This window comes from Pseudomonas sp. K2I15 (assembly GCF_002204795.1).
Taxonomy (GTDB): Bacteria; Pseudomonadota; Gammaproteobacteria; order Pseudomonadales; family Pseudomonadaceae; genus Aquipseudomonas.
On record NZ_NIXO01000011.1, the window covers coordinates 33,743 to 55,058 of the forward strand.

Below are 21,316 nucleotides of genomic sequence, written 5' to 3' on the forward strand. Positions count from 1 at the left end.
TGCAAGGCGCGCACTATGTCTTCCTTGAATCAGGCGCTGCGCGCCGCCCTCGATCATCGCCAAGACTTGCTCGCCGAGTTGCATGCACAAGGCACCGATTGCTATCGCCTGTTCCACGGCAGCCAGGAAGGCGCCGGCGGCCTGACGATCGACCGCTACGGCCCACAACTGCTGGTGCAGAGCTTTCACCAATCGCTGGAAAGTGATGACCTGTTGCAACTGCATCAGGCGATTAACCAATACCTGGGCCTTGAACTGCTGCTGGTTTACAACGACCGCTCACGGGGCAACTCGCGCATCGACCGTGAAGACACGGTGTACCGCGCCGAACCTTCGGCCCTGGAAGATTTGATCGGCCATGAATGGGGCCTCAACTACTGCGTGCGCGGGCGGCATGCCGGTCAGGATCCGCTGTTATTCCTGGACCTGCGCAACACCCGTGGTTGGGTCAAGGCACACAGCACCGGCAAAAGCGTGCTGAACCTGTTTGCCTATACCTGCGGCGTAGGCCTGAGCGCCGCTGCCGGTGGCGCACGTGAGTTGTGCAACCTGGACTTTGCCGAGGGCAACCTGGCGGTCGGGCGCGAAAACGGTCAACTCAACCCGCAATTGCCGACGATGGAATTCGTACAGTCCGACTATTTCCCTGCAATCCGTCAACTGGCCGGCCTGCCCATCAGCCAGCGGCGCGGGCAGAAACTGCCGAGTTATCCACGCCTGGACCAACGCCAATACGACCTGGTTCTGCTCGACCCGCCAGCGTGGGCCAAGAGCGCCTTCGGCACCGTCGACCTGCTGCGCGACTATCAGAGCCTGCTCAAGCCTGCGCTGCTGGCCACTGCCGATGACGGCGTGCTGATCTGCTGCAACAACCTGGCAAAAGTCAGCATGGACGACTGGCGCGACCAAGTCCTGCGCTGCGCCGAAAAGGCCGGCCGCCCGGTGCGCGACTGGCAGATCATGACTCCCGGCGCAGACTTCCCGTCGCAAGACCAGCAACCACCGCTGAAGACGCTGATCCTGCAACTGTAAGACTTGTCCGAAAAGGGCCAGAGCGCAGTAATAAAGGCCCGGTTCTTCGGAACCGTAAACCCGTGCCATACTCCAAGGCACTCTTGATTGACATAGATGGCGTCACATATGCCCAAAGGATTGATTCGCGCCGCTGGCGCCTTGCTGACTGCCCTTGCCCTGTACAGTTTGCTGGGCTTCCTTATTCTCCCCGGCATTGCCCTTCGCGTGGCCAACCAACAGTTGGCCAATTACGCCACGGTGCCAGCGCGTATCGAGCGCATCGAGCTCAACCCGTTCAGCCTCGAACTGACAGTGTGGGGACTGAACATCGGTGAGCCTGGCAAGGAGCAAGTGGGCTTTGAACGCCTCTATGCCAACCTGCAGATCGACAGCCTGTGGACCCGCGCCCTGCACCTGGCTGATGTACAACTCGACAAGCCGAAGACCGAGCTGCTGTTCGACAAATCCGGCCAGCTCAACTTGGCGCAATTGTTCAAATTGCCCGCCAGCGAACCGACTCCATCCGATCCGAACGCCAAACCGTTTCCGCTGCGCATCGACAACATCAAGCTGGCGGGCGGTTATGTGCACTTCCAGGATTTGCGCCCGAGCGAGCCGATCGAGTTTCTCTACGACAAACTGGATTTCGAGCTGAAAAACCTCAGCACGTTGCCCGATGACAACGCCGCCATGACCTTGGTGGCAGCTGGTCCTGAAGGCGGGCAGATCGACTGGACCGGCAACTTCAGCCTCATCCCGATTGCCTCCGAAGGCAAACTCAAGGTTACCGACGGCAAGATGAAAGTCTGGTGGCCGTATGTGCGTGACACGGTGCCGCTGGTTCTGGAAGACGGCCTCCTCAACTTCAGCACCGACTATAAGCTGAGCCTGGCCAAGGAAACCGAGCTGAACCTGACCAACGTCGCCCTGAGTGTCGCGCCGTTTGCGATCAAGGCACCGGATGGCCGGCCGTTGGCCCGCCTGGAGCGCCTGGACGTCAGCGAGGCCACGGTAGACTTGGCCAAGCAGCAAGTGATCGTCGGCAAGATCCGCAGCAACAAACTCGAAACCTGGGCGGCGCTTGAAGCCGACGGCCAGTTGGATTGGCAGAAGCTGTTCGCCAGCCAGCCGAGCAAGCCTGCAACGGCCCCCGAACCGGCCGCCGCACCTGCCACCGCCGACTCGCCAAAACCTGCGCCGGCAGCGCCGAGCAAGCCATGGCAAGTGCTGCTCAAGGACGTGCAACTGCGCAACTATCAAGTGCATTTGGCTGACCGTTCGGCCAAACCGGCAGTCGCCTTGGAAGTAGGCCCGCTGAACCTTGACCTGCAGGATTTCGACAGCCTCAACCAGAGCCCGTTTACCCTCAAGCTCGATACCGGCGTGGGCAAACAAGGCAAGCTCCAGGCGACCGGCCAAGTCAACCTGAGCCCTGTCAGCGCCAAGCTGAAAGTGGATACCAAAGACATCGACCTGCGCGTCGCCCAGTCCTATATCAGCCCGTTTATCCGCCTGGAGCTGCGTAGCGGCATGCTTGGCAGCAACCTCGATGTGAACCTGAAAAGCACCGCCCCTCTGGCGTTCCAGGTGACTGGCCGGGCACAGGTCGACCAGCTGCACACCCTGGACACCATGAAGACCCGCGACTTCCTGAAGTGGCAGCGCTTGGTGCTGGAAGGCGTGAATTACCAACACGGTGACAGCCTGTCGATCGACAAGGTCAACCTGTTGCAGCCCTACGCGCGCTTCATGATCAACGATGACCGCACCACCAACATCGATGACCTGCTGATTCCGCAACCGGCCAACAGCGCCAGCCAGTCCGCGGCGAAACCTGCGGCGAGTAAAGAAAAGCCGTTGGGCATTCATATTGGTCAAATTGCGATCAACGACGGTTCGGCCAACTTCGCCGACTTCAGCCTGACCCCGAACTTCGCCACGGCCATTCAACAGCTCAACGGTCAGATCGGCACCATCGACAGTCGCCAGGCCAAACCGGCGAGTGTCGACATCAAGGGCAAGGTCGACCGTTATGCGCCAGTGACCATCAAGGGCAGCGTGAACCCGTTTGACCCGATGGCTGCGCTGGACATCGCCACCAGCTTCAAACGTGTCGAACTAACCACCCTGACGCCGTACTCGGGCAAATTCGCCGGGTTCCGCATCCGCAAGGGCCGGCTCAACCTGGACCTGCATTACGTCATCACCAAGGGCCAGTTGAAGGCCGAGAACAAGGTGGTGGTTGAGCAACTGCAACTGGGTGAGAAGGTCGACAGTGCCGACGCCGTGGACCTGCCGATTCGCCTGGCCATTGCCCTGCTCAAAGACAGCGACGGCAAGATCTCGATCGAACTGCCGGTGACCGGCGACTTGAACAACCCGCAATTCAGCGTGATGCCGATTGTCTGGCAGACCCTGCGTAACCTGGTGGTACGCGCGGCCACGGCGCCGTTCAAGTTTATTGGCGGGCTGATTACCGGCGGGGGTTCGGAAGACCTCGGTAATGTGTCCTTCGCCGCAGGCTCCAGCGATTTGAGCAAAGACACCGAGTCGGCACTTGATACCTTGGCCAAGGCACTCAAGGAGCGCCCCTCCCTGCGCCTGGAAATCGAAGGCACCGCTGCTGCCAGCAGTGATGGTCCGCTGTTGGCGGCCCAGCGGCTGGAACGCGAATACCAGTACAACTACTACAAGATCCTCCAGCGCCGTGGCGATAAAGTCCCGGCCCAGGCATCGCTGCTTGAAGTCCCCGAAAAGGAAAAGGCGCCGCTGCTGGAAGGCATCTATCGCACCCGCCTGAAGCTACAGCCGCCGCCCGAGTGGAAAGACCTGAGCAACGACGACCGCACCGCCAAGCTGCGGGACGGTGTGATCAAGTTCTGGAGTGGCAGTGACGTGTTGCTACGCCAACTGGGCCAGGACCGCGCCAGCGCGATCAAGGACTACCTGGTGGACAAGGGCAAACTGGAAGATGACCGGGTTTACTTTATCGATGCCAACCTGGGTGAAGCCGAGAAGGATGGCCGGGTCGTGACACCGATGCATCTGGATGCCGAGTAACCCAAACGCTCCTACAGTTCCCCTGCACAATAGAACAGGCCCCGGCATAAATGCCGGGGCCTGTAATGACCACATCCGTGTGGCCGGTCGCATGAACCTGTGAGGTGCATTGAGCGTATGTCTGGACTCGCTCGTGGCCGCCTGCGCCTAGTTCAGGCGATTCGTTAAGCGTTACTCTGCTTTCAGGCCGTCGGCCGATACAGCTTTAACGCCTTTGATTTTCTTGGTGATGTTCACCGCGGTGGTTTTCTGCGCGTCAGTCACAGCGACAGTCGACGACAGGGACACTACACCTTTGTTGGTTTCGACTTTGATGTCGGTGCCAGGAATGCCTTTCTCGGTTACCAGGTCAGCTTTCACTTTGGTGGTGATCCAGGTATCGGAAGTCGTCTCTTTGGCGCCAGCAGCTGCGCTTTTGGTTTTGTCGACGTTGTCGGCTTTAGTTACGCCGCCTGCCATCAGGCCGTCAGCCGAAACTGCGGTTACACCTTTGATTTTCTTGGTGATTGCTACAGCAGTGGCTTTCTGCGAGTCGGAGATTGCAACTGTCGAGGACAGGGAAACCACGCCTTTGTTGGTTTCAACCTTGATGTCCGAACCAGGAATGCCTTTCTCGGTCAGCAGGTCGGATTTAACTTTGGTGGTGATCCAGGTATCCGAAACGCTTTCTTTAGCCTGGGTGGCTTCACCAGCCGCCAGTGTCATTGGAGCTTGGGAAGTCTGAGCAAAGGCCACGTTAGCACCCATGGCCAGGGTCAGAGCGGTAGCAGTAGCGAGAGCGAACTTCTTCATACGAGTAACTCCTGTTTTATTAAAAATCTGCAGTGTGTGAACCTTGATGCTGCAGCGTTAACAGGATTATTGCAGGCAGTGTGCCAAGTCCTGAACCAAAACTAAATCCTTAAAAAACAGATACTTATGAAATTGGCCGATTTTCGGAATCGTGCAACTTGCATGAAGTCGATCGTGCCTGCATGCAAGTTGCGGCTTTGGGATTTTAGTAAGCACCTGATTTTCCGGCACTTTCCTGCAGACATAAAAAAAGGACTCCGAAGAGTCCTTTTTTCAGCTTGCAGCGACGGGGTGATTAAACGCCCGAAGCCTTGGCTGCTGCTACGTCCTTGATGGACAGCTTGATACGGCCGCGGTTGTCCACGTCCAGTACCAGCACTTCCACTTCCTGGCCTTCTTTCAGGATGTCGGTCACTTTCTCAACGCGAGCATCGCTCAGCATGGAGATGTGAACCAGACCGTCCTTGCCTGGCAGGATGTTGACGAATGCGCCGAAGTCGACGATGCGCTCAACCTTACCGACGTAGATCTTGCCGATCTCGGCTTCAGCGGTGATGCCCAGAACGCGCTGACGTGCAGCTTCAGCAGCTTCCTTGGTTTCGCCGAAGATCTTGATCGAGCCGTCGTCTTCGATGTCGATCGAAGCCTTCGTCTCTTCACAGATCGCACGAATGGTCGCGCCGCCTTTACCGATAACATCACGGATTTTGTCGGTGTCGATTTTCATCGCGATCATGGTCGGAGCATTTTCCGACAGTTCAGTGCGGGACTGACCAATGATCTGGTTCATCTGACCGAGGATGTTCAGGCGCGCTTCCAGGGCTTGGCCCAGAGCGATTTCCATGATTTCTTCGGTGATGCCCTTGATCTTGATGTCCATCTGCAGCGCGGTAACACCTTTGGCGGTACCGGCTACTTTGAAGTCCATGTCGCCCAGGTGGTCTTCGTCGCCCAGGATGTCGGTCAGGATGGCGAACTTCTCGCCTTCTTTAACCAGGCCCATGGCGATACCGGCAACCGGTGCCTTCATTGGAACGCCAGCGTCCATCAGAGCCAGGGAAGCACCGCAGACCGAAGCCATGGAGCTGGAACCGTTGGACTCGGTGATTTCCGACACTACACGAATGGTGTACGGGAACACGTCGGCGGCAGGCAGCATGGCTGCAATCGAACGACGGGCCAGACGGCCGTGACCGATTTCGCGACGACCAGCGCCACCCATGCGACCACACTCACCTACCGAGAACGGAGGGAAGTTGTAGTGCAACATGAACGGGTCTTTTTTCTCGCCTTCCAGGGTGTCCAGCAGCTGTGCGTCACGGGCAGTACCCAGCGTCGCGACTACCAGGGCCTGGGTTTCACCACGGGTGAAGAGGGCCGAACCGTGGGTTTTTGGCAGAACGCCGACTTCGATGTTCAGCGGACGTACGGTGCGAGTGTCACGACCGTCGATACGTGGCTTGCCGTTAACGATGTTTTCGCGAACGGTGCGGTATTCGATTTCGCCGAATGCTGCTTTGACTTCGCTGGAAGAAGGCTGGCCTTCTTCACCGGACAGCTTGGCAACAACCTGGTCCTTCAGCTCACCCAGGCGAGCGTAACGGTCGGCCTTGATGGTGATGGTGTAGGCGTCGGAGATCGCAGCGCCGAACTCGGAGCGGATAGCGCCCAGCAGTGCGGTGGCTTCTGGTTGAGGAGCCCAGGTCCAGGTTGGCTTGGCAGCTTCAGCGGCCAGTTCTTTAACAGCGTTGATCACAACCTGGAACTCGTCGTGAGCAAACAGTACCGCGCCCAGCATCTGGTCTTCGGTCAGCTCTTTGGCTTCCGATTCAACCATCAACACGGCTTCCGAAGTACCGGCAACGACCATGTCCAGGCTCGAAGCTTTCTGTTGTTCGTAAGTCGGGTTCAGCAGGTAGCCGGTGCTTTCGTGGAACGCAACACGGGCAACGCCGATCGGGCCATCGAAAGGAATACCGGAGATGGCCAGGGCAGCCGAGGTGCCGATCATCGCAGCGATGTCCGGATCGGTCTTCTTGCTGGTGGAAACGACGGTGCAGACAACCTGCACTTCGTTCATGAAGCCTTCTGGGAACAGCGGACGGATCGGACGGTCGATCAGTCGGGAAGTCAGGGTTTCTTTCTCGGAAGGACGGCCTTCACGCTTGAAGAAACCACCAGGGATCTTACCGGCAGCGTAAGTCTTTTCCTGGTAGTGAACGGAAAGAGGGAAAAAACCTTTGCTTGGGTCAGCGGTCTTGGCGCCAACAACGGTCACCAATACGGTGACGTCGTCGTCAACGGTAACCAGAACTGCGCCGGAGGCTTGACGGGCGATACGGCCTGTCTCGAGGGTAACGGTCGACTGACCGAATTGGAATTTTTTGATAACCGGGTTCACGGTGTCCTACCTTCTTTGTGGCTCTTGGGGAACTTGTCTTCTTGCGAAATTCTTGGGCAATGTCGGGAATCGGCCCAACGCCTGTCCAGGGTAAAACGTGCATCCAGATAAAACTTGAGGCTGGAAGCCTGCCATGGGCCAGCGGGAAACCCACTGACACACGACAGCCAACCAACCTCTAGCGCAATCGCTTATTAGCGACGCAGACCCAGGCGACCGATCAGAGTCTGATAACGACCCAGATCCTTGCCTTTCAGGTAGTCCAGCAGCTTACGACGCTGGTTTACCATGCGGATCAGACCACGACGGGAGTGGTGATCTTTACCGTTGGCCTTGAAGTGACCTTGCAGCTTGTTGATGTTGTGGGTCAGCAGTGCAACTTGCACTTCTGGCGAACCAGTGTCACCAACAGCTTGCTGGTAGTCAGCTACGATTTGAGCTTTTTCTTGAACGTCGAGAGCCATGAGGCAATCCTTTTTTCAGGAAACCATCCAAAGGACGGTTTCAACAGGCCAGGGACAAATCCCTGTATCTAAAAATGAGTAGTGACCGTGCCTGTTAACAGCCACCCTCGTTCGGTCATTCTGACCGAATCAGTCGACGCGGCGCGATGCGCCCGTCTTCGCTCACTTCACCGATACCGATAAAGCGACCGTTGTGATCTTGTACCCGCACCATGCCGAACTTCGGGGCATCCGGTGCACGTACCGGCTGGCCGTTAAGCCAGTAGAACGCGCTGTGCTCCGAGAAGTGCAGCAATGGCCAATCCAGCAAACCGCTGTCCGATGGCATCAGGAAGCGATCAACCGCTTCGTTGCCGCCTTCGGCGTGTACCGCTTCCAGCTCTTCCAGCGTGACCGTCTGGGCCAGGGTGAAAGGGCCGGCCTGGGTGCGTCGCAGTTCTGCAACGTATGCGCCACAGCCTAGTTGCTCACCGATATCTTCCACGAGGGTACGGATATAGGTGCCTTTGCTGCAGTCCACCGCCAACCGGGCAGTGTCGCCTTCAGCGGCGAGCAATTCCAAGCGCGCAATAGTAACAGAACGCGGTTCGCGCTCCACCACTTCACCTGCACGTGCCAGCTTGTAAAGAGGCTGGCCATCACGCTTGAGAGCCGAGTACATCGGCGGTATCTGACTGATTTGCCCACGAAAAGCAGGTAAGGCAGCCTCGATATCAGCACGACCAACGGTCACCTCGCGAACCTGCAAAACATCACCTTCGGCGTCTGCCGTGGTGGTGGTCTTGCCGAGTTGCATCAGGGTTTCGTAACCCTTGTCGGAATCAAGCAGGTATTGCGAAAACTTGGTGGCCTCGCCGAAGCACAACGGCAACACGCCGGTGGCCAAGGGGTCGAGGCTGCCGGTGTGCCCTGCCTTCTCGGCATTGAGCAGCCAGCGAACCTTCTGCAACGCCGCATTGGAGGTAAAGCCAATGGGCTTGTCGAGCAGAATGATACCGCTGACGTTACGACGGATACGTTTGACCTGAGCCACCGATTACTCCTTGGCGTCTTCAGGCGTGGCGGATTCCGGGTGCTGATTGTCTTCAGCCACGGCCCGCTCGATCAGTGCCGACAGGTGCGCACCACGCACGACGCTTTCGTCGTAGTGGAAGTGCAACTGTGGAACGCTGCGCAGCTTCATTTCGCGGGCCAACTGCATGCGCAGGAAGCCTGCGGCAGAGTTGAGCACCTTGATGCTTTGCGCGATTTCTTCGCTGCTGTCCTGGCCCATCACGGTGATGAAGATCTTGGCGTGACCAACGTCACGGCTGACTTCAACGGCGGTGATGGTGACCAGGCCAACACGTGGGTCTTTTACTTCACGACGGATCAGCTGTGCCAGCTCACGCTGCATCTGATCGCCGATACGTTGGGTACGGCTGTATTCTTTTGCCATGTCTTGTTACCTGTTACTGCCACACGGTGAAACCCGTGGGGTCTGAAAGCGGCAAACGCCCGGCCTGACAAAAGCCAGACCGGGCGTTGCGTTTAGAGTCCGGACACAGCGCCAGGCATTTGCATGCCCGGGCGCCGCGTGGCCCTTGAAGTGCGCGAGTTAGAGGCTGCGAGCAACCTGAACCTTCTCGTAGACTTCGATCTTGTCGCCAGCCTTGACGTCGTTGTAGCTCTTGACGCCGATACCGCATTCCATGCCGGCACGTACTTCGGAAGCGTCATCCTTGAAGCGGCGCAGGGATTCCAGCTCGCCTTCGAAGATAACGATGTCTTCACGCAGTACACGGATTGGACGGTTACGGTGCACAACACCTTCGATAACCATGCAACCGGCGATCGCGCCGAATTTCGGCGAGCGGAACACATCACGCACCTCGGCCACACCCAGGATGTTCTCCCGGACGTCGCTGCCAAGCATGCCGGTGAGGGCTTTCTTGACGTCTTCGATGATGTCGTAGATGACGTTGTAGTAACGCATGTCCAGGCCTTCCTGCTCGACGATCTTCCGTGCGCCAGCATCGGCACGCACGTTGAAGCCAAACAGTACAGCGTTGGAAGCCAGTGCCAGGTTGGCGTCGGATTCGGTGATACCACCGACACCGCCACCCACAACACGCACTTGCACTTCGTCGTTACCCAGGCCGTTCAAGGCGCCGTTCAACGCTTCGAGGGAACCACGAACGTCAGATTTGAGGACGATGTTAAGCGTCTTCTTCTCTGCCTGGCCCATGTTCTCGAAGATGTTTTCCAGCTTGCCGGCGTGAGCACGGGCCAGCTTGACTTCGCGGAACTTGCCTTGACGGAACAGAGCCACTTCACGGGCTTTCTTCTCGTCCGACAGCACGCTCATCTCGTCGCCAGCGTCCGGGGTACCGTCCAGGCCGAGGATCTCGACAGGGATGGAAGGACCGGCTTCCTTGATTGGCTTGCCGTTCTCGTCGAGCATGGCACGTACACGGCCATAGTTCGAACCGACCAGCACCATGTCACCTTGGCGCAGGGTACCGTCTTGAACCAGAACGGTTGCAACCGGGCCACGACCTTTGTCGAGACGCGATTCAACCACAACACCACGACCCGGGGCCGATGGAGTTGCTTTCAGTTCCAGAACTTCGGCTTGCAGCAGAACAGCTTCAAGCAGTTCGTCTACACCGGTACCGACTTTCGCCGAAACCGAAACGAATGGCGTATCACCGCCCCACTCTTCGGAAGTCACGCCGTGAACCGACAGCTCGCTACGGATACGATCGAGATCGGCGCCCGGCTTGTCGATTTTGTTCACTGCAACTACCAGTGGAACACCAGCGGCTTTAGCGTGCTGGACAGCTTCAATGGTCTGCGGCATTACGCCGTCGTCCGCTGCAACTACCAGGATCACGATGTCAGTCGCCTTGGCACCACGGGCACGCATGGCGGTAAACGCGGCGTGACCAGGGGTGTCGAGGAAGGTGACCATGCCGCGTTCGGTTTCAACGTGGTATGCACCGATGTGCTGGGTGATGCCGCCGGCTTCGCCTGCAGCTACCTTGGCACGACGGATATAGTCGAGCAGCGAGGTCTTACCATGGTCAACGTGGCCCATTACGGTCACGACTGGCGCACGGGAGAAGGTCTCGCCTTCAAACTTCAGGGACTCGGCCAGGGAATCTTCCAGGGCGGTGTCGCTGACCAGGGTCACTTTGTGGCCCAGCTCTTCAGCTACCAGCTGAGCAGTTTCCTGATCCAGTACCTGGTTGATGGTCGCTGGAGTACCCAGTTTGAACATGAACTTGATGATTTCAGCAGCCTTGACCGACATCTGATTGGCGAGGTCGCCAACAGTGATGGTCTCGCCGATCTGCACATCACGCACGACAGGGCCGGTTGGGCTCTGGAAACCGTGGGCGTTGCGTTTTTTCAGCTTGGCCTTGCCGCGACCACCGCGACGGAAGCTGTCGCTTTCTTCGTCGGTAGTACGTGGAGCAACACGTGGCGCTGGCGCCTTCTCTTTGACCGAAGCACGATGTGGAGCGTTTTTGCGCTCGCCATCGCCACTGCCACGACGATTGTTATCGTCGGCCCGTGGTTTGTCCGGGCGACGAGGTTCTTCGCGTTTGCGAGCGTCGGCTGCAGGAGCAGGCGCGGCGGCAACCGGAGCGGCCTCACGAACAGCTTCTACAGGCGCGCTAGGCGCAGCAACGGCCTCAGTGTTAGCAGGTTGCGCAGCAGCAGGCTGGCGACGCGCTTCTTCTTCGGCGCGACGCTTGGCTTCTTCTTCAGCCTTCTGACGAGCAGCATTTTCTACTGCGCGACGTTCTTCCAGTTCGCGTTTGCGCTCGGCTTCGATTTCTTCCGGGCTGCGCTGTACGAAGACTTTCTTCTTGCGTACTTCAACGCTGATGCTCTTGCTACCAGCAACACGCAGGGTGCTGGTGGTTTTGCGCTGCAATGTAATCTTGCGCGGTTCTTCCACTTTCGCCTTGTGGCTGCTTTTCAAGTGAGTCAGCAAAGACTGCTTCTCACTATCGCTCACACCTTCGTCGGCGGCGGTGTGCGGCAGACCTGCCTCACGCATCTGCTGCAACAGGCGCTCTACCGGTGTTTTGACCTCATCGGCCAGTTGTTTCACCGTGACTTGCGTCATGCACTTCTCTCCTCAGGCCGCGCCTAATTACTCGAACCAATGGGCTCGGGCGGCCATGATCAACTTGCCGGCACGATCATCGTCAATGCCGTCGATGTCGAGCAGGTCGTCAATAGACTGCTCGGCCAGGTCTTCGCGGGTAATTACGCCGCGCACCGCCAGTTCCATCGCCAAATCCTTGTCCATACCCTCAAGCGAGAGCAGGTCTTCGGCCGGATGGGCGTCTGCCAGCTTTTCCTCAGTAGCGATGGCTTTAGTCAACAAACGATCCTTGGCCCGAGCGCGAAGCTCGTTGACGGTGTCTTCGTCAAAGCCGTCGATGTTGAGCATTTCTTCCAACGGTACGTAGGCAATCTCTTCCAGGCTGGTGAAGCCTTCATCTACCAGCACCTGTGCCAGGTCTTCGTCGACTTCCAGCTCGTCGATAAAGTTGCGCAGGATGTCACCGGTTTCTGCTTGCTGCTTAGCCTGGATGTCCGATTCGGTCATCACGTTCAGGGTCCAGCCGGTCAACTGGCTGGCCAAACGTACGTTCTGACCACCGCGACCGATGGCCTGAGCCAGATTGTCTGCGCCAACGGCGATGTCCATTGCATGGGCATCCTCGTCAACGATAATTGCCGCCACTTCAGCAGGCGACATTGCGTTGATCACGAACTGCGCCGGGTTATCGTCCCACAGGACGATGTCCACACGCTCACCGCCCAATTCGCCCGACACTGCCTGGACGCGCGAACCGCGCATACCAATGCAAGCACCTTGCGGGTCGATGCGTTTGTCCTTGGAGCGGACCGCGATCTTGGCGCGCGAACCCGGATCGCGGGACGCAGCCATGACTTCGATCAGGCCTTCGGCAATTTCCGGCACTTCGATGCGGAACAACTCGATCAACATTTCCGGCGCGGTACGCGACAGGATCAGTTGAGGGCCGCGGTTCTCGGTGCGGATTTCCTTGAGCAGCGCACGCAAGCGCACGCCAACCCGGAAAGTTTCGCGGGAAATGATGTCTTCTCGGGCCAGCAACGCTTCAGCGTTATTACCCAGGTCGACGATCACGTTGTCGCGGGTGACTTTTTTCACGGTGCCGGAGATGATTTCCCCAAGGCGCTCGCGATAGGCGTCAACGACTTGCGCGCGCTCAGCTTCGCGGACCTTCTGCACGATGACTTGCTTGGCAGTCTGTGCAGCGATGCGGCCGAACTCGATGGACTCGATCTTTTCTTCGACGACATCACCGACCTGGGCGCCCGGGTGCGTTTCAGCAACCTTGCTCGGCCAGGTTTCGATAGCAGGATCATCAAGATCGGCTTCTTCGACGACCGTCCAGCGACGGAAAGTCTCGTAGGCACCGGTGTGGCGGTTGATTTCCACACGCAGATCAACTTCGTCTTCAAAACGCTTTTTGGTAGCAGTGGCCAGGGCCAGCTCCAGCGCTTCAAAAATCACGTTTGCCGGTACGCCCTTTTCATTGGATACCGACTCAACAACCAGCAGTACTTCTTTGCTCATCGTACGCCTCGCCTTTCGCAAGCCATTGGATCCGCGGGATCCGCGTCTCAGTCAAAACTGGGAATAATGTTGGCCTTGTCGATCATATCGATCGGCAACAGGAACTCATGGTCTTCTACATGCACCACGACGTCCTGCTCTTCTACACCGCGCAGAAGGCCCTGAAAGTTGCGTCGCCCTTCAAAGGGAGAACGCAGCTTGATCTTCACTTGTTCACCGGCAAATTTTGCAAACTGATCAATAGTGAACAGTGGGCGTTCCATGCCAGGCGAGGAAACTTCGAGGGTATATTCAACAGCGATAGGATCTTCAACATCCAGGACGCCACTGATCTGACGGCTGACAATGGCACAATCGTCCACCAGCACGCCGCCCTCTTTATCGATATAAACGCGCAACATTGAGTGGCGACCTTGAGCCGAAAACTCAATACCCCAGCATTCATAGCCTAGGGCCACGATCACCGGGGCCAACAAGGCCTGCAACTCTTCTAGCTTGCTCGACACCTGAACCCCCTCGTGCATGTATGTGCATGCTGTGCAAAATAAAAAAATGGGCGAAACGCCCATCCTTGAAACGCCGTCGAACAGCGGCGTTGAAAGTGTCCAGCTAACAAAAAGCCCCTTAAAAGGGGCTCCGCTAAAACTGGTTGCGGGGGCCGGATTTGAACCGACGACCTTCGGGTTATGAGCCCGACGAGCTACCAGACTGCTCCACCCCGCGACAAAGCTGGGGCGGAAGTATACGACCGATCCCTTACAGGGTCAATGTAACCTTCCACCTACAAGAAAGCCCGCAACAGCGGGCTCTCCTGATAATTGGTACCGAGAAGGGGACTCGAACCCCTACACCCTATGGGCACAACCACCTCAAGGTTGCGTGTCTACCAATTCCACCACCTCGGCAATACAGCGCTTACAACCTTCTTACTTCTGCTCTTGAGCTGGAGGTACGTCAGTCGCTGGAGTAGCCGACTTTTGCTCTTGAAGCACCGGGACATCATCAGAAGCCGGTTTTGCTTTTGGCACTTCCAACACTGCTGGGTTTGGGAGACCTACTTGAGTCAGCACATGAGCTTTCTCTTTAGCAAAGTAACCTAACCCCAAGCTGGTTATGAAGAAACCGGCGGCAAGTATAGCAGTAAACTTACTAAGAAAGGTAGAGGAACCTTGGCTTCCGAACACAGTATTTGAAGCACCTGCCCCGAAAGACGCACCAGCGTCCGCACCTTTACCCTGCTGCAGCAAAACCAGAGCAACTACGCCCAGTGCACCCAGCAGATGAAAAACAACGATGACTGTTTCCAGCATTTTTTCAGTTTCCCGCGGCGCGACAAATCGCACCGAACTCATCTGCATTCAGGGAAGCTCCACCAATGAGCCCCCCATCGATATCCGGCATGCCGAACAGTTCGACCGCATTGGCCGCCTTCACGCTGCCGCCGTATAGAAGCCGCACACCTCGTGCGACCTCAGAATTCTCTGCCGCCAACTGCGCGCGGATGGCTGCGTGCACATCCTGAGCCTGTTGCGGCGAAGCAGTCAGCCCGGTACCAATGGCCCAGACCGGCTCGTAAGCGATTACTGCATTTGCAAAGGCACCGACTCCCAGCTCCTCGATGATGCTGCCCAGCTGACGCCCGACAACTTCAAGAGTTTTACCGGACTCACGCTGCTCAAGGGTCTCCCCTATGCACAACACCGGAATCAAGCCACAAGCCTGTGCCGCCGCGAATTTGCGATTGAGTGTCCCATCACGCTCGCCCATGATCTGGCGGCGCTCGGAGTGCCCAACAAGCACCAGGGAACAACCCGCATCAACCAGCTGACTCGGTGCAATCTCACCGGTCAACGCACCTTGCATGGATTCCACCGCAGAGTTCTGCGCGCCGACCTGAATCGACTTACCCTTCAAGCCATCAATCACTTGATTGATATACAAGCAAGGCGGGAATACCGCGACATCAACACCGCTAGGCAAGGCCAAATGACGAAGGCCGTTGATCAGCTCAGCGACACTGGCGCGGGTACCGTGCATCTTCCAGTTACCAGCTACCATAGTGCGACGCATGCTGTACCTCGTCGGTCAAAGTGGGCGCAGATGTTACCCAACCACATCATCACTGGCAAGCCGAATTCAGGCGCAAACTTCAGTTACCAGTTTTGCCAGCTCTTCGGCATAGCCGCGAACCTGTGTTTCGTCCTCGCCTTCGACCATTACACGCACCAAAGGCTCGGTGCCCGACTTGCGCAGCAAGACCCGGCCACGACCCGCCATGGCGGCAGTCACGCGCTCGCTGGCCTCTTTGACGGCCGGATGCTCGATAGGGTTGTCACCGCCCGCGAAGCGCACGTTAAGCAGCACTTGCGGGCACTTGCGCAGCGCCTGCCGCGCCTGGGCCAGGCTTTCTTCGCGACGACGCAATGCCAGCAGCACCTGCAGCGCCGCGATGATCGCATCCCCGGTGGTCGTGTGCTGGAAGCAGACGACATGCCCGGAGTTCTCGCCACCCACCAGCCAATTGCGCTCCAGCAGCTCAGCGATCACGTAGCGGTCACCGACATTGGCGCGCACAAACGGAATACCCAGATCTGCCAGGGCCAGCTCCAGGCCGAGATTGCTCATCAGGGTACCGACGACACCGCCTTGCAGCTTGTTACGCTCGTGTAAGTCGCGGGCAATGATGAACAACAGGTCATCGCCATCAACAATTGCACCCGTATGGTCGACCATCAATACCCGGTCACCATCGCCATCGAACGCGATACCCAGGTCAGCATGTTCGGCCAGGACCGCCGCCTGCAACTGCCCCATATGGGTCGAGCCGCAGTTGTCATTGATGTTCAAGCCGTTAGGCTGGGCCGACAGCACGGTAACGTCTGCACCAAGCTCCTTGAACACACTCGGCGCCACTTTGTAGGTCGCACCGTGGGCGCAGTCGATGACGACTTTCAGACCGGCAAAATTGGTGCTGCTCGGCACGCTGCTTTTGCAAAACTCGATGTAACGGCCAGAAGCGTCGTTAATCCGCGAAACCTTGCCCAGCTTGCTCGACTCGACGACGGTCATCGGCGCATCCAGCAGTTCTTCGATCATGTGCTCGATCTCGTCCGGCAGCTTGGTGCCCTGGCCCGAGAAGAACTTGATGCCGTTGTCATCGTGAGGGTTGTGCGAAGCGCTGATCACGATACCGGCTTCAGCGTGAAAGGTACGCGTCAGGTAAGCGATCGCTGGCGTAGGCATCGGCCCCAACAGCATCACATCAGCGCCGGCAGCAGACAGACCCGCCTCCAGCGCAGACTCAAACATGTAACCCGAGATCCGCGTGTCCTTGCCTACCAGGATGCGGCAGGCGCCCATGCTGCGGAACGCCATACCGGCGGCCCAGCCCAGCTTGAGCATGAAATCTGGAGTAATCGGGAATTCGCCGACCCGACCGCGGATGCCATCGGTGCCAAAATATTTTTTAGTCATAAGTGCTCCATCATTCTTATTCGGCTGCTTCAACCGCTGCGATCATCCGCACTACATCTACCGTCTCGGCCACGTCATGGACACGCAAGATACGCGCACCCTTGACCACGGCAAGTGCCGCGAGCGCCAGGCCGCCATGCAGCCGCTCACCCACCGGACGATTCAACGCCAGACCTATCATGCTCTTGCGCGAAACCCCAACCAACAGGGGACGACCAAGGGCATGCAGGGATTCCATATGTTTGAACAGGCTTAAATTGTGCTGCAGGGTCTTGGCAAAGCCAAATCCCGGATCGAGGATGATCCGCTCGGGGGCAATCCCCACCACGGCGCATTGGGCCATGCGCTCGGCAAGAAAGCCTTTCACCTCACCAACCAGGTTGTCGTAATGCGGGTCGTCCTGCATCGTGCCCGGCTCACCAAGCATATGCATCAGGCAAACCGGCAGGCCCGTGGCAGCGGCCGCATCCAGGGCGCCATCGCGCTGCAGGGAACGCACATCGTTGATCAACCCAGCGCCAAGACGCGCGGTTTCGCGCATAACGGCGGGCGTCGAGGTATCGACAGAGATGATGACATCCAGCTCTCGATGGATGCGCTCGACAATCGGTGCAACCCGCTCCAGCTCCTCCAGGGGAGAAACTGCGCGCGCCCCAGGACGGGTCGATTCACCACCGACATCAATCAGGGTCGCACCGGCAGCCACCATAGCTTGCGCATGGCGCAACGCAGCATCAAGCTGACTGAAGCGACCACCATCGGAAAAGGAATCAGGGGTTACGTTAAGAATGCCCATAACGTGTGTATGGGCCAAATCAAGAACCCGGCTGCCGCAAGGCAACCGGGTCGAGGACAACGCAGAAGTCATTTCAAACCTTAATGGTCAGCAGCCGGGCCGCCGATCGGGGCTTCAGGGCGTTCGTTCTGCACTACTGGCGGTGTGCCCGAAGTGCCCGAACCGCCTTCCCAATCGCGAGGCTCGCGAGGCGTACGACCGGCCATGATGTCGTCGATCTGCTCGGCATCAATGGTCTCGTACTTCATCAGGGCATCAGCCATGGCGTCGAGTTTGTCACGGTTGTCGGTAAGGATCTGCTTGGCCGTGCCGTAGCACTGGTCAATGATGCTGCGCACTTCTGAGTCGATAAGCTTGGCTGTCTCACCGGAGAAGCTGGCAGCTTGACCGCCACCACCGCGACCCAGGAATACTTCACCTTCTTCCTCGGCATACATCAAAGGACCGAGTTTTTCAGACAGGCCCCACTTGGTCACCATGTTCCGTGCGATCTGGCTGGCACGCATGATGTCGTTTGAGGCACCGGTAGTAACGCCGTCGAAACCCAAGGTCATCTCTTCAGCGATCCGGCCGCCATACAGCGAGCAGATCTGACTGATCAAGGCACGCTTGGAGAGGCTGTAGCGATCCTCTTCCGGCAGGAACATGGTGACGCCCAGCGCCCGGCCACGAGGAATGATCGACACTTTGTAGACCGGGTCATGCTCAGGCACAACGCGACCAACAATGGCGTGACCAGCTTCGTGATAAGCGGTGTTCTGCTTCTCTTTCTCGGACATGACCATGGATTTGCGCTCGGCGCCCATCATGATCTTGTCTTTCGCCAGTTCGAACTCTTTCATTTCGACGATGCGCTTGCCGGTACGGGCCGCGAACAGCGAGGCCTCGTTTACCAGGTTGGCAAGGTCAGCACCGGAGAAGCCCGGAGTACCACGGGCAATCACGGCTGGAGCCACGTCGTCGCCCATTGGCACTTTGCGCATGTGCACTTTCAGGATCTGCTCACGGCCACGGATGTCCGGCAGACCGACCACAACCTGACGGTCAAAACGGCCCGGACGCAGCAGCGCAGGGTCGAGTACGTCCGGACGGTTGGTCGCCGCGATCACGATGATGCCGTCGTTCATTTCAAAGCCGTCCATCTCAACCAGCAACTGGTTAAGGGTTTGCTCACGCTCATCATGACCGCCGCCCATGCCGGCGCCACGATGGCGACCAACGGCATCGATCTCATCGATGAAGATGATGCATGGCGCGTGCTTCTTGGCCTGCTCGAACATATCGCGAACACGGCTGGCACCGACACCGACGAACATTTCGACGAAATCGGAACCGGAAATGGTGAAGAAAGGTACTTTGGCTTCGCCGGCAATGGCCTTGGCCAACAGGGTTTTACCGGTACCTGGCGGGCCTACCATCAGCACACCGCGAGGAATACGGCCGCCAAGGCGCTGGAACTTACCTGGGTCGCGCAGGAACTCAACCAGTTCGCCCACTTCTTCCTTGGCTTCGTCGCAACCGGCAACGTCAGCCAGGGTGGTTTTCACCTGATCTTCGGAGAGCAGGCGTGCCTTGCTCTTGCCGAAGCTCATCGGCCCGCCCTTACCTCCCGCACCACCTTGCATCTGGCGCATGAAGAACATGAACACGGCGATAATCACCAGGATCGGGAAACTGGCCACCAGGAGTTGGGTCCAGATGCTCTGCTGCTCAGGCTGCTTGCCTTCAACGACCACGTGGTTATCCACCAGGTCGCCGATCAGGCCATTGTCCTGGATTGCCGGACGGATGGTCTTGAAGCTGTCGCCATCGTTGCGCTTGCCGGTAATCACGTAGCCGTCAACTGCTACGCGCTCGACCTTGCCATCCTTAACTTGCTGGATGAAGTCGGAATAGTTGAGGGTCTGCGGCTCGTTAGGGCTGGAGAAGTTGTTCATCACCGTCACGAGGACAGCCGCGATGATCAACCACAGGATCAGATTCTTTGCCATATCGTTCAATTAACTACCCTCTGAAGCAAGCTCCGCTACTGGCGCGTGCTTCGCATGATATTCACCGGCCTAACTTACTACATTACCTACAACTCTGGCAGGCGCCGTCTGTAACCCTTTGTGAAACTTTGACTACACAATATTCGTAAAGCTTCGTGACGAAAGCGACATAAAAAAACCTATCGCCTCCGTCAAATTTCTCAAAAACGCTCTTCACTGGCAGCGCCTTCAATGCCACGGAAACCGCGACCCAGCAAATACTGCTCACGAGACCTGTCCCGGGAAGAGTCAGGCTTGCGTGTCTGTACCTTGTCGAACAGCTTGCGGATGTTCTTGTGATACTCGTCGAAGCCTTCACCCTGGAAGACCTTGACCAGAAAATCACCACCTGGACGTAGTACACGCCCTGCCAGATCCAGTGCCAATTCGCAGAGGAACATGGCCCGCGGCATATCAACAGCGGGTAATCCACTCATATTGGGGGCCATATCGGAAATCACAAGGTCTACCTGCGAATTTCCGACGGCCTCAAGGATCTGTGCCAGCACTTCATCCTGGGTAAAATCGCCGTGAACAAAGGTCACGTCCGGGATGCTGTCCATTTCCAGGATATCGGATGCGATCAAACGACCTTGCCCACCAATCAGACGACTGGTCACCTGGGACCAGCCACCCGGGGCGGCACCAAGGTCGATAACGCTCATGCCAGGACGGATCAACTTGTCCTTTTCCTGGATCTCCAGCAGCTTGTAGCTGGCCCGGGAGCGGTAGCCATCCTTTTGCGCCATTTTGACGTAAGGGTCGTTGAAATGCTCTTGCAGCCACTTAAGGCTAGTTTTGGAACGGGCCACGGGCCACCTCGAAAATAAAACGGGTCATGATTAACTGGGCGGTCCCGGACTCGCTCGGGTAAACTGGCCGCCGCTTTTTACAAGATCAGACGCAGGGGTCAGATTATGCCGCTCACTCAAGAGCAGAAGAAACAGTACAAATCCATTGGCCACCATCTGAAACCAGTTTTGACTGTGGCTGACAACGGTTTGACTGAAGGTGTGTTAGCCGAACTTGAACGCGCATTGGGCGATCACGAGCTGATCAAGATCAAGGTCAGCATCCTTGATCGCGAGGCGCGCCTGGCAGCCATTGCAGAACTGTGCAAGGCTGGCAAAGCGGACCTGGTTCAGGTCATCGGCAAGATGGCGCTGCTGTATCGCAAGAACTTCAGCGTCAACAAGCAACTGTCGAACGTACACCGCTTCAAGTGAAACAAGGGTCACGGGCGTGCTTCGCGCGCCCTGCCACTCCATCCTGGCGCCGGCTGTACAACCAGCACTAACCCGGTAAACCCTAGCACAAGATAGCTGAACAGCTGCCAGCGCAACGCTTCCGGCAGAAAGATGCGCACTACGCAAAACATTGCGCACGCATACAGTGCCATCAACAGCAGTTGCCCGCGAATATCCCGCCACAAACTCCCCAAGCCTTCGGCCTTGATCAGCACCAGCGCCTGAAGCGTCACGCACGCTGCTGCAAAACCCACCAGCAACGCACTTAATAATCCGCTGACCTCATCGATCAGCAACGGTGCCAGGCCAATCAGGCCCAGCGCCGGTAGAACACCAATATGTAACAACCATAGGCCGCCAACCCAAAGCATCTGGGCGAACTGCCAAAGCATGGCGCCCGCATGAAGCG

At 57.7% G+C, this 21,316-nt stretch carries 18 protein-coding genes and 2 tRNA genes; 3 read left to right on the top strand and 17 right to left on the bottom strand.

Going from position 1 to position 21,316, the window contains the following annotated elements:
• Positions 1–15: 15 nt before the first annotated feature.
• Complete coding sequence (locus tag CEC48_RS09635; protein ID WP_088423535.1) at positions 16–1,032, top strand: class I SAM-dependent rRNA methyltransferase; 1,017 nt, start codon at positions 16–18, stop codon at positions 1,030–1,032.
• Positions 1,033–1,140: 108 nt separating this feature from the next.
• Entirely contained in the window at positions 1,141–4,074 is a 2,934-nt protein-coding gene (locus CEC48_RS09640) for a DUF748 domain-containing protein (RefSeq protein ID WP_088423536.1), read from the top strand.
• Between the two features lie 171 nt (positions 4,075–4,245).
• Here the strand turns inward: CEC48_RS09640 and CEC48_RS09645 are convergent, their stop codons facing one another.
• From CEC48_RS09645 to rlmE, 16 genes are all read right to left on the bottom strand, one after another.
• Positions 4,246–4,866 carry a BON domain-containing protein gene (locus CEC48_RS09645; RefSeq protein ID WP_088423537.1) on the bottom strand — a complete coding sequence of 207 codons (621 nt, stop codon included), beginning with the start codon at positions 4,864–4,866 and terminating at the stop codon, positions 4,246–4,248.
• Between the two features lie 295 nt (positions 4,867–5,161).
• Complete coding sequence (pnp, locus tag CEC48_RS09650; protein WP_088423538.1) at positions 5,162–7,267, bottom strand: polyribonucleotide nucleotidyltransferase; 2,106 nt, start codon at positions 7,265–7,267, stop codon at positions 5,162–5,164.
• Positions 7,268–7,461: 194 nt separating this feature from the next.
• Positions 7,462–7,731, bottom strand: a complete 270-nt coding sequence (gene rpsO / locus CEC48_RS09655) for a 30S ribosomal protein S15 (protein WP_003177875.1) — start codon at positions 7,729–7,731, stop codon at positions 7,462–7,464.
• 115 nt (positions 7,732–7,846) lie between these two features.
• Complete coding sequence (gene truB, locus CEC48_RS09660) at positions 7,847–8,764, bottom strand: tRNA pseudouridine(55) synthase TruB (protein WP_003212182.1); 918 nt, start codon at positions 8,762–8,764, stop codon at positions 7,847–7,849.
• A 3-nt stretch (positions 8,765–8,767) separates the two neighbouring features.
• Positions 8,768–9,169 (bottom strand): 30S ribosome-binding factor RbfA, encoded by a 402-nt coding sequence (rbfA, locus tag CEC48_RS09665; protein ID WP_088423539.1) that lies wholly within the window; start codon positions 9,167–9,169, stop codon positions 8,768–8,770.
• A 159-nt stretch (positions 9,170–9,328) separates the two neighbouring features.
• The gene (gene infB, locus CEC48_RS09670) at positions 9,329–11,851 is read right to left on the bottom strand and encodes a translation initiation factor IF-2 (protein ID WP_003212186.1); all 2,523 of its coding nucleotides are present in this window, start codon (positions 11,849–11,851) and stop codon (positions 9,329–9,331) included.
• 27 nt (positions 11,852–11,878) lie between these two features.
• Positions 11,879–13,360: a transcription termination factor NusA gene (nusA, locus tag CEC48_RS09675; protein WP_003212187.1), complete on the bottom strand. Its 1,482-nt coding sequence runs from the start codon at positions 13,358–13,360 to the stop codon at positions 11,879–11,881.
• A 47-nt stretch (positions 13,361–13,407) separates the two neighbouring features.
• Complete coding sequence (rimP, locus tag CEC48_RS09680; protein ID WP_176438698.1) at positions 13,408–13,866, bottom strand: ribosome maturation factor RimP; 459 nt, start codon at positions 13,864–13,866, stop codon at positions 13,408–13,410.
• Positions 13,867–14,006: 140 nt separating this feature from the next.
• Positions 14,007–14,083, bottom strand: a tRNA-Met gene (locus CEC48_RS09685).
• Positions 14,084–14,179: 96 nt separating this feature from the next.
• A tRNA-Leu gene (locus tag CEC48_RS09690) sits at positions 14,180–14,265 on the bottom strand.
• Between the two features lie 21 nt (positions 14,266–14,286).
• The gene (gene secG / locus CEC48_RS09695) at positions 14,287–14,670 is read right to left on the bottom strand and encodes a preprotein translocase subunit SecG (RefSeq protein WP_026078118.1); all 384 of its coding nucleotides are present in this window, start codon (positions 14,668–14,670) and stop codon (positions 14,287–14,289) included.
• A gap of 4 nt (positions 14,671–14,674) precedes the next feature.
• On the bottom strand, positions 14,675–15,430 hold the full coding sequence (tpiA, locus tag CEC48_RS09700; RefSeq protein ID WP_063033212.1) for a triose-phosphate isomerase: 756 nt from the start codon (positions 15,428–15,430) through the stop codon (positions 14,675–14,677).
• Positions 15,431–15,496: 66 nt separating this feature from the next.
• Positions 15,497–16,834, bottom strand: coding sequence for a phosphoglucosamine mutase (gene glmM / locus CEC48_RS09705; RefSeq protein WP_088423541.1), 1,338 nt, complete (start codon positions 16,832–16,834; stop codon positions 15,497–15,499).
• Positions 16,835–16,850: 16 nt separating this feature from the next.
• Positions 16,851–17,702 carry a dihydropteroate synthase gene (folP, locus tag CEC48_RS09710; protein WP_088423542.1) on the bottom strand — a complete coding sequence of 284 codons (852 nt, stop codon included), beginning with the start codon at positions 17,700–17,702 and terminating at the stop codon, positions 16,851–16,853.
• A gap of 8 nt (positions 17,703–17,710) precedes the next feature.
• Positions 17,711–19,621, bottom strand: coding sequence for an ATP-dependent zinc metalloprotease FtsH (gene ftsH / locus CEC48_RS09715; RefSeq protein WP_008436840.1), 1,911 nt, complete (start codon positions 19,619–19,621; stop codon positions 17,711–17,713).
• Between the two features lie 200 nt (positions 19,622–19,821).
• Entirely contained in the window at positions 19,822–20,472 is a 651-nt protein-coding gene (gene rlmE, locus CEC48_RS09720) for a 23S rRNA (uridine(2552)-2'-O)-methyltransferase RlmE (RefSeq protein WP_003212203.1), read from the bottom strand.
• Between the two features lie 105 nt (positions 20,473–20,577).
• Between rlmE and yhbY the strand changes: the two genes are divergently transcribed.
• Entirely contained in the window at positions 20,578–20,886 is a 309-nt protein-coding gene (gene yhbY / locus CEC48_RS09725; protein WP_076013755.1) for a ribosome assembly RNA-binding protein YhbY, read from the top strand.
• Between the two features lie 8 nt (positions 20,887–20,894).
• Here yhbY and CEC48_RS09730 read toward each other — a convergent pair whose 3' ends face one another.
• Positions 20,895–21,299 (bottom strand): MFS transporter, encoded by a 405-nt coding sequence (locus CEC48_RS09730; RefSeq protein WP_088423543.1) that lies wholly within the window; start codon positions 21,297–21,299, stop codon positions 20,895–20,897.
• Positions 21,300–21,316 lie beyond the last annotated feature (17 nt).

Coding starts and splice junctions, on each gene's coding strand:
- CEC48_RS09635 (WP_088423535.1), top strand. CDS start 16: ATGTCTTCCTTGAATCAGGCGCTGCGCGCCGCCCTCGATCATCGCCAA.
- CEC48_RS09640 (WP_088423536.1), top strand. CDS start 1,141: ATGCCCAAAGGATTGATTCGCGCCGCTGGCGCCTTGCTGACTGCCCTT.
- CEC48_RS09645 (WP_088423537.1), bottom strand. CDS start 4,866: ATGAAGAAGTTCGCTCTCGCTACTGCTACCGCTCTGACCCTGGCCATG.
- rpsO (WP_003177875.1), bottom strand. CDS start 7,731: ATGGCTCTCGACGTTCAAGAAAAAGCTCAAATCGTAGCTGACTACCAG.
- rbfA (WP_088423539.1), bottom strand. CDS start 9,169: ATGGCAAAAGAATACAGCCGTACCCAACGTATCGGCGATCAGATGCAG.
- infB (WP_003212186.1), bottom strand. CDS start 11,851: ATGACGCAAGTCACGGTGAAACAACTGGCCGATGAGGTCAAAACACCG.
- nusA (WP_003212187.1), bottom strand. CDS start 13,360: ATGAGCAAAGAAGTACTGCTGGTTGTTGAGTCGGTATCCAATGAAAAG.
- secG (WP_026078118.1), bottom strand. CDS start 14,670: ATGCTGGAAACAGTCATCGTTGTTTTTCATCTGCTGGGTGCACTGGGC.
- tpiA (WP_063033212.1), bottom strand. CDS start 15,430: ATGCGTCGCACTATGGTAGCTGGTAACTGGAAGATGCACGGTACCCGC.
- glmM (WP_088423541.1), bottom strand. CDS start 16,834: ATGACTAAAAAATATTTTGGCACCGATGGCATCCGCGGTCGGGTCGGC.
- folP (WP_088423542.1), bottom strand. CDS start 17,702: ATGACTTCTGCGTTGTCCTCGACCCGGTTGCCTTGCGGCAGCCGGGTT.
- ftsH (WP_008436840.1), bottom strand. CDS start 19,621: ATGGCAAAGAATCTGATCCTGTGGTTGATCATCGCGGCTGTCCTCGTG.
- yhbY (WP_076013755.1), top strand. CDS start 20,578: ATGCCGCTCACTCAAGAGCAGAAGAAACAGTACAAATCCATTGGCCAC.
- CEC48_RS09730 (WP_088423543.1), bottom strand. CDS start 21,299: ATGCTTTGGCAGTTCGCCCAGATGCTTTGGGTTGGCGGCCTATGGTTG.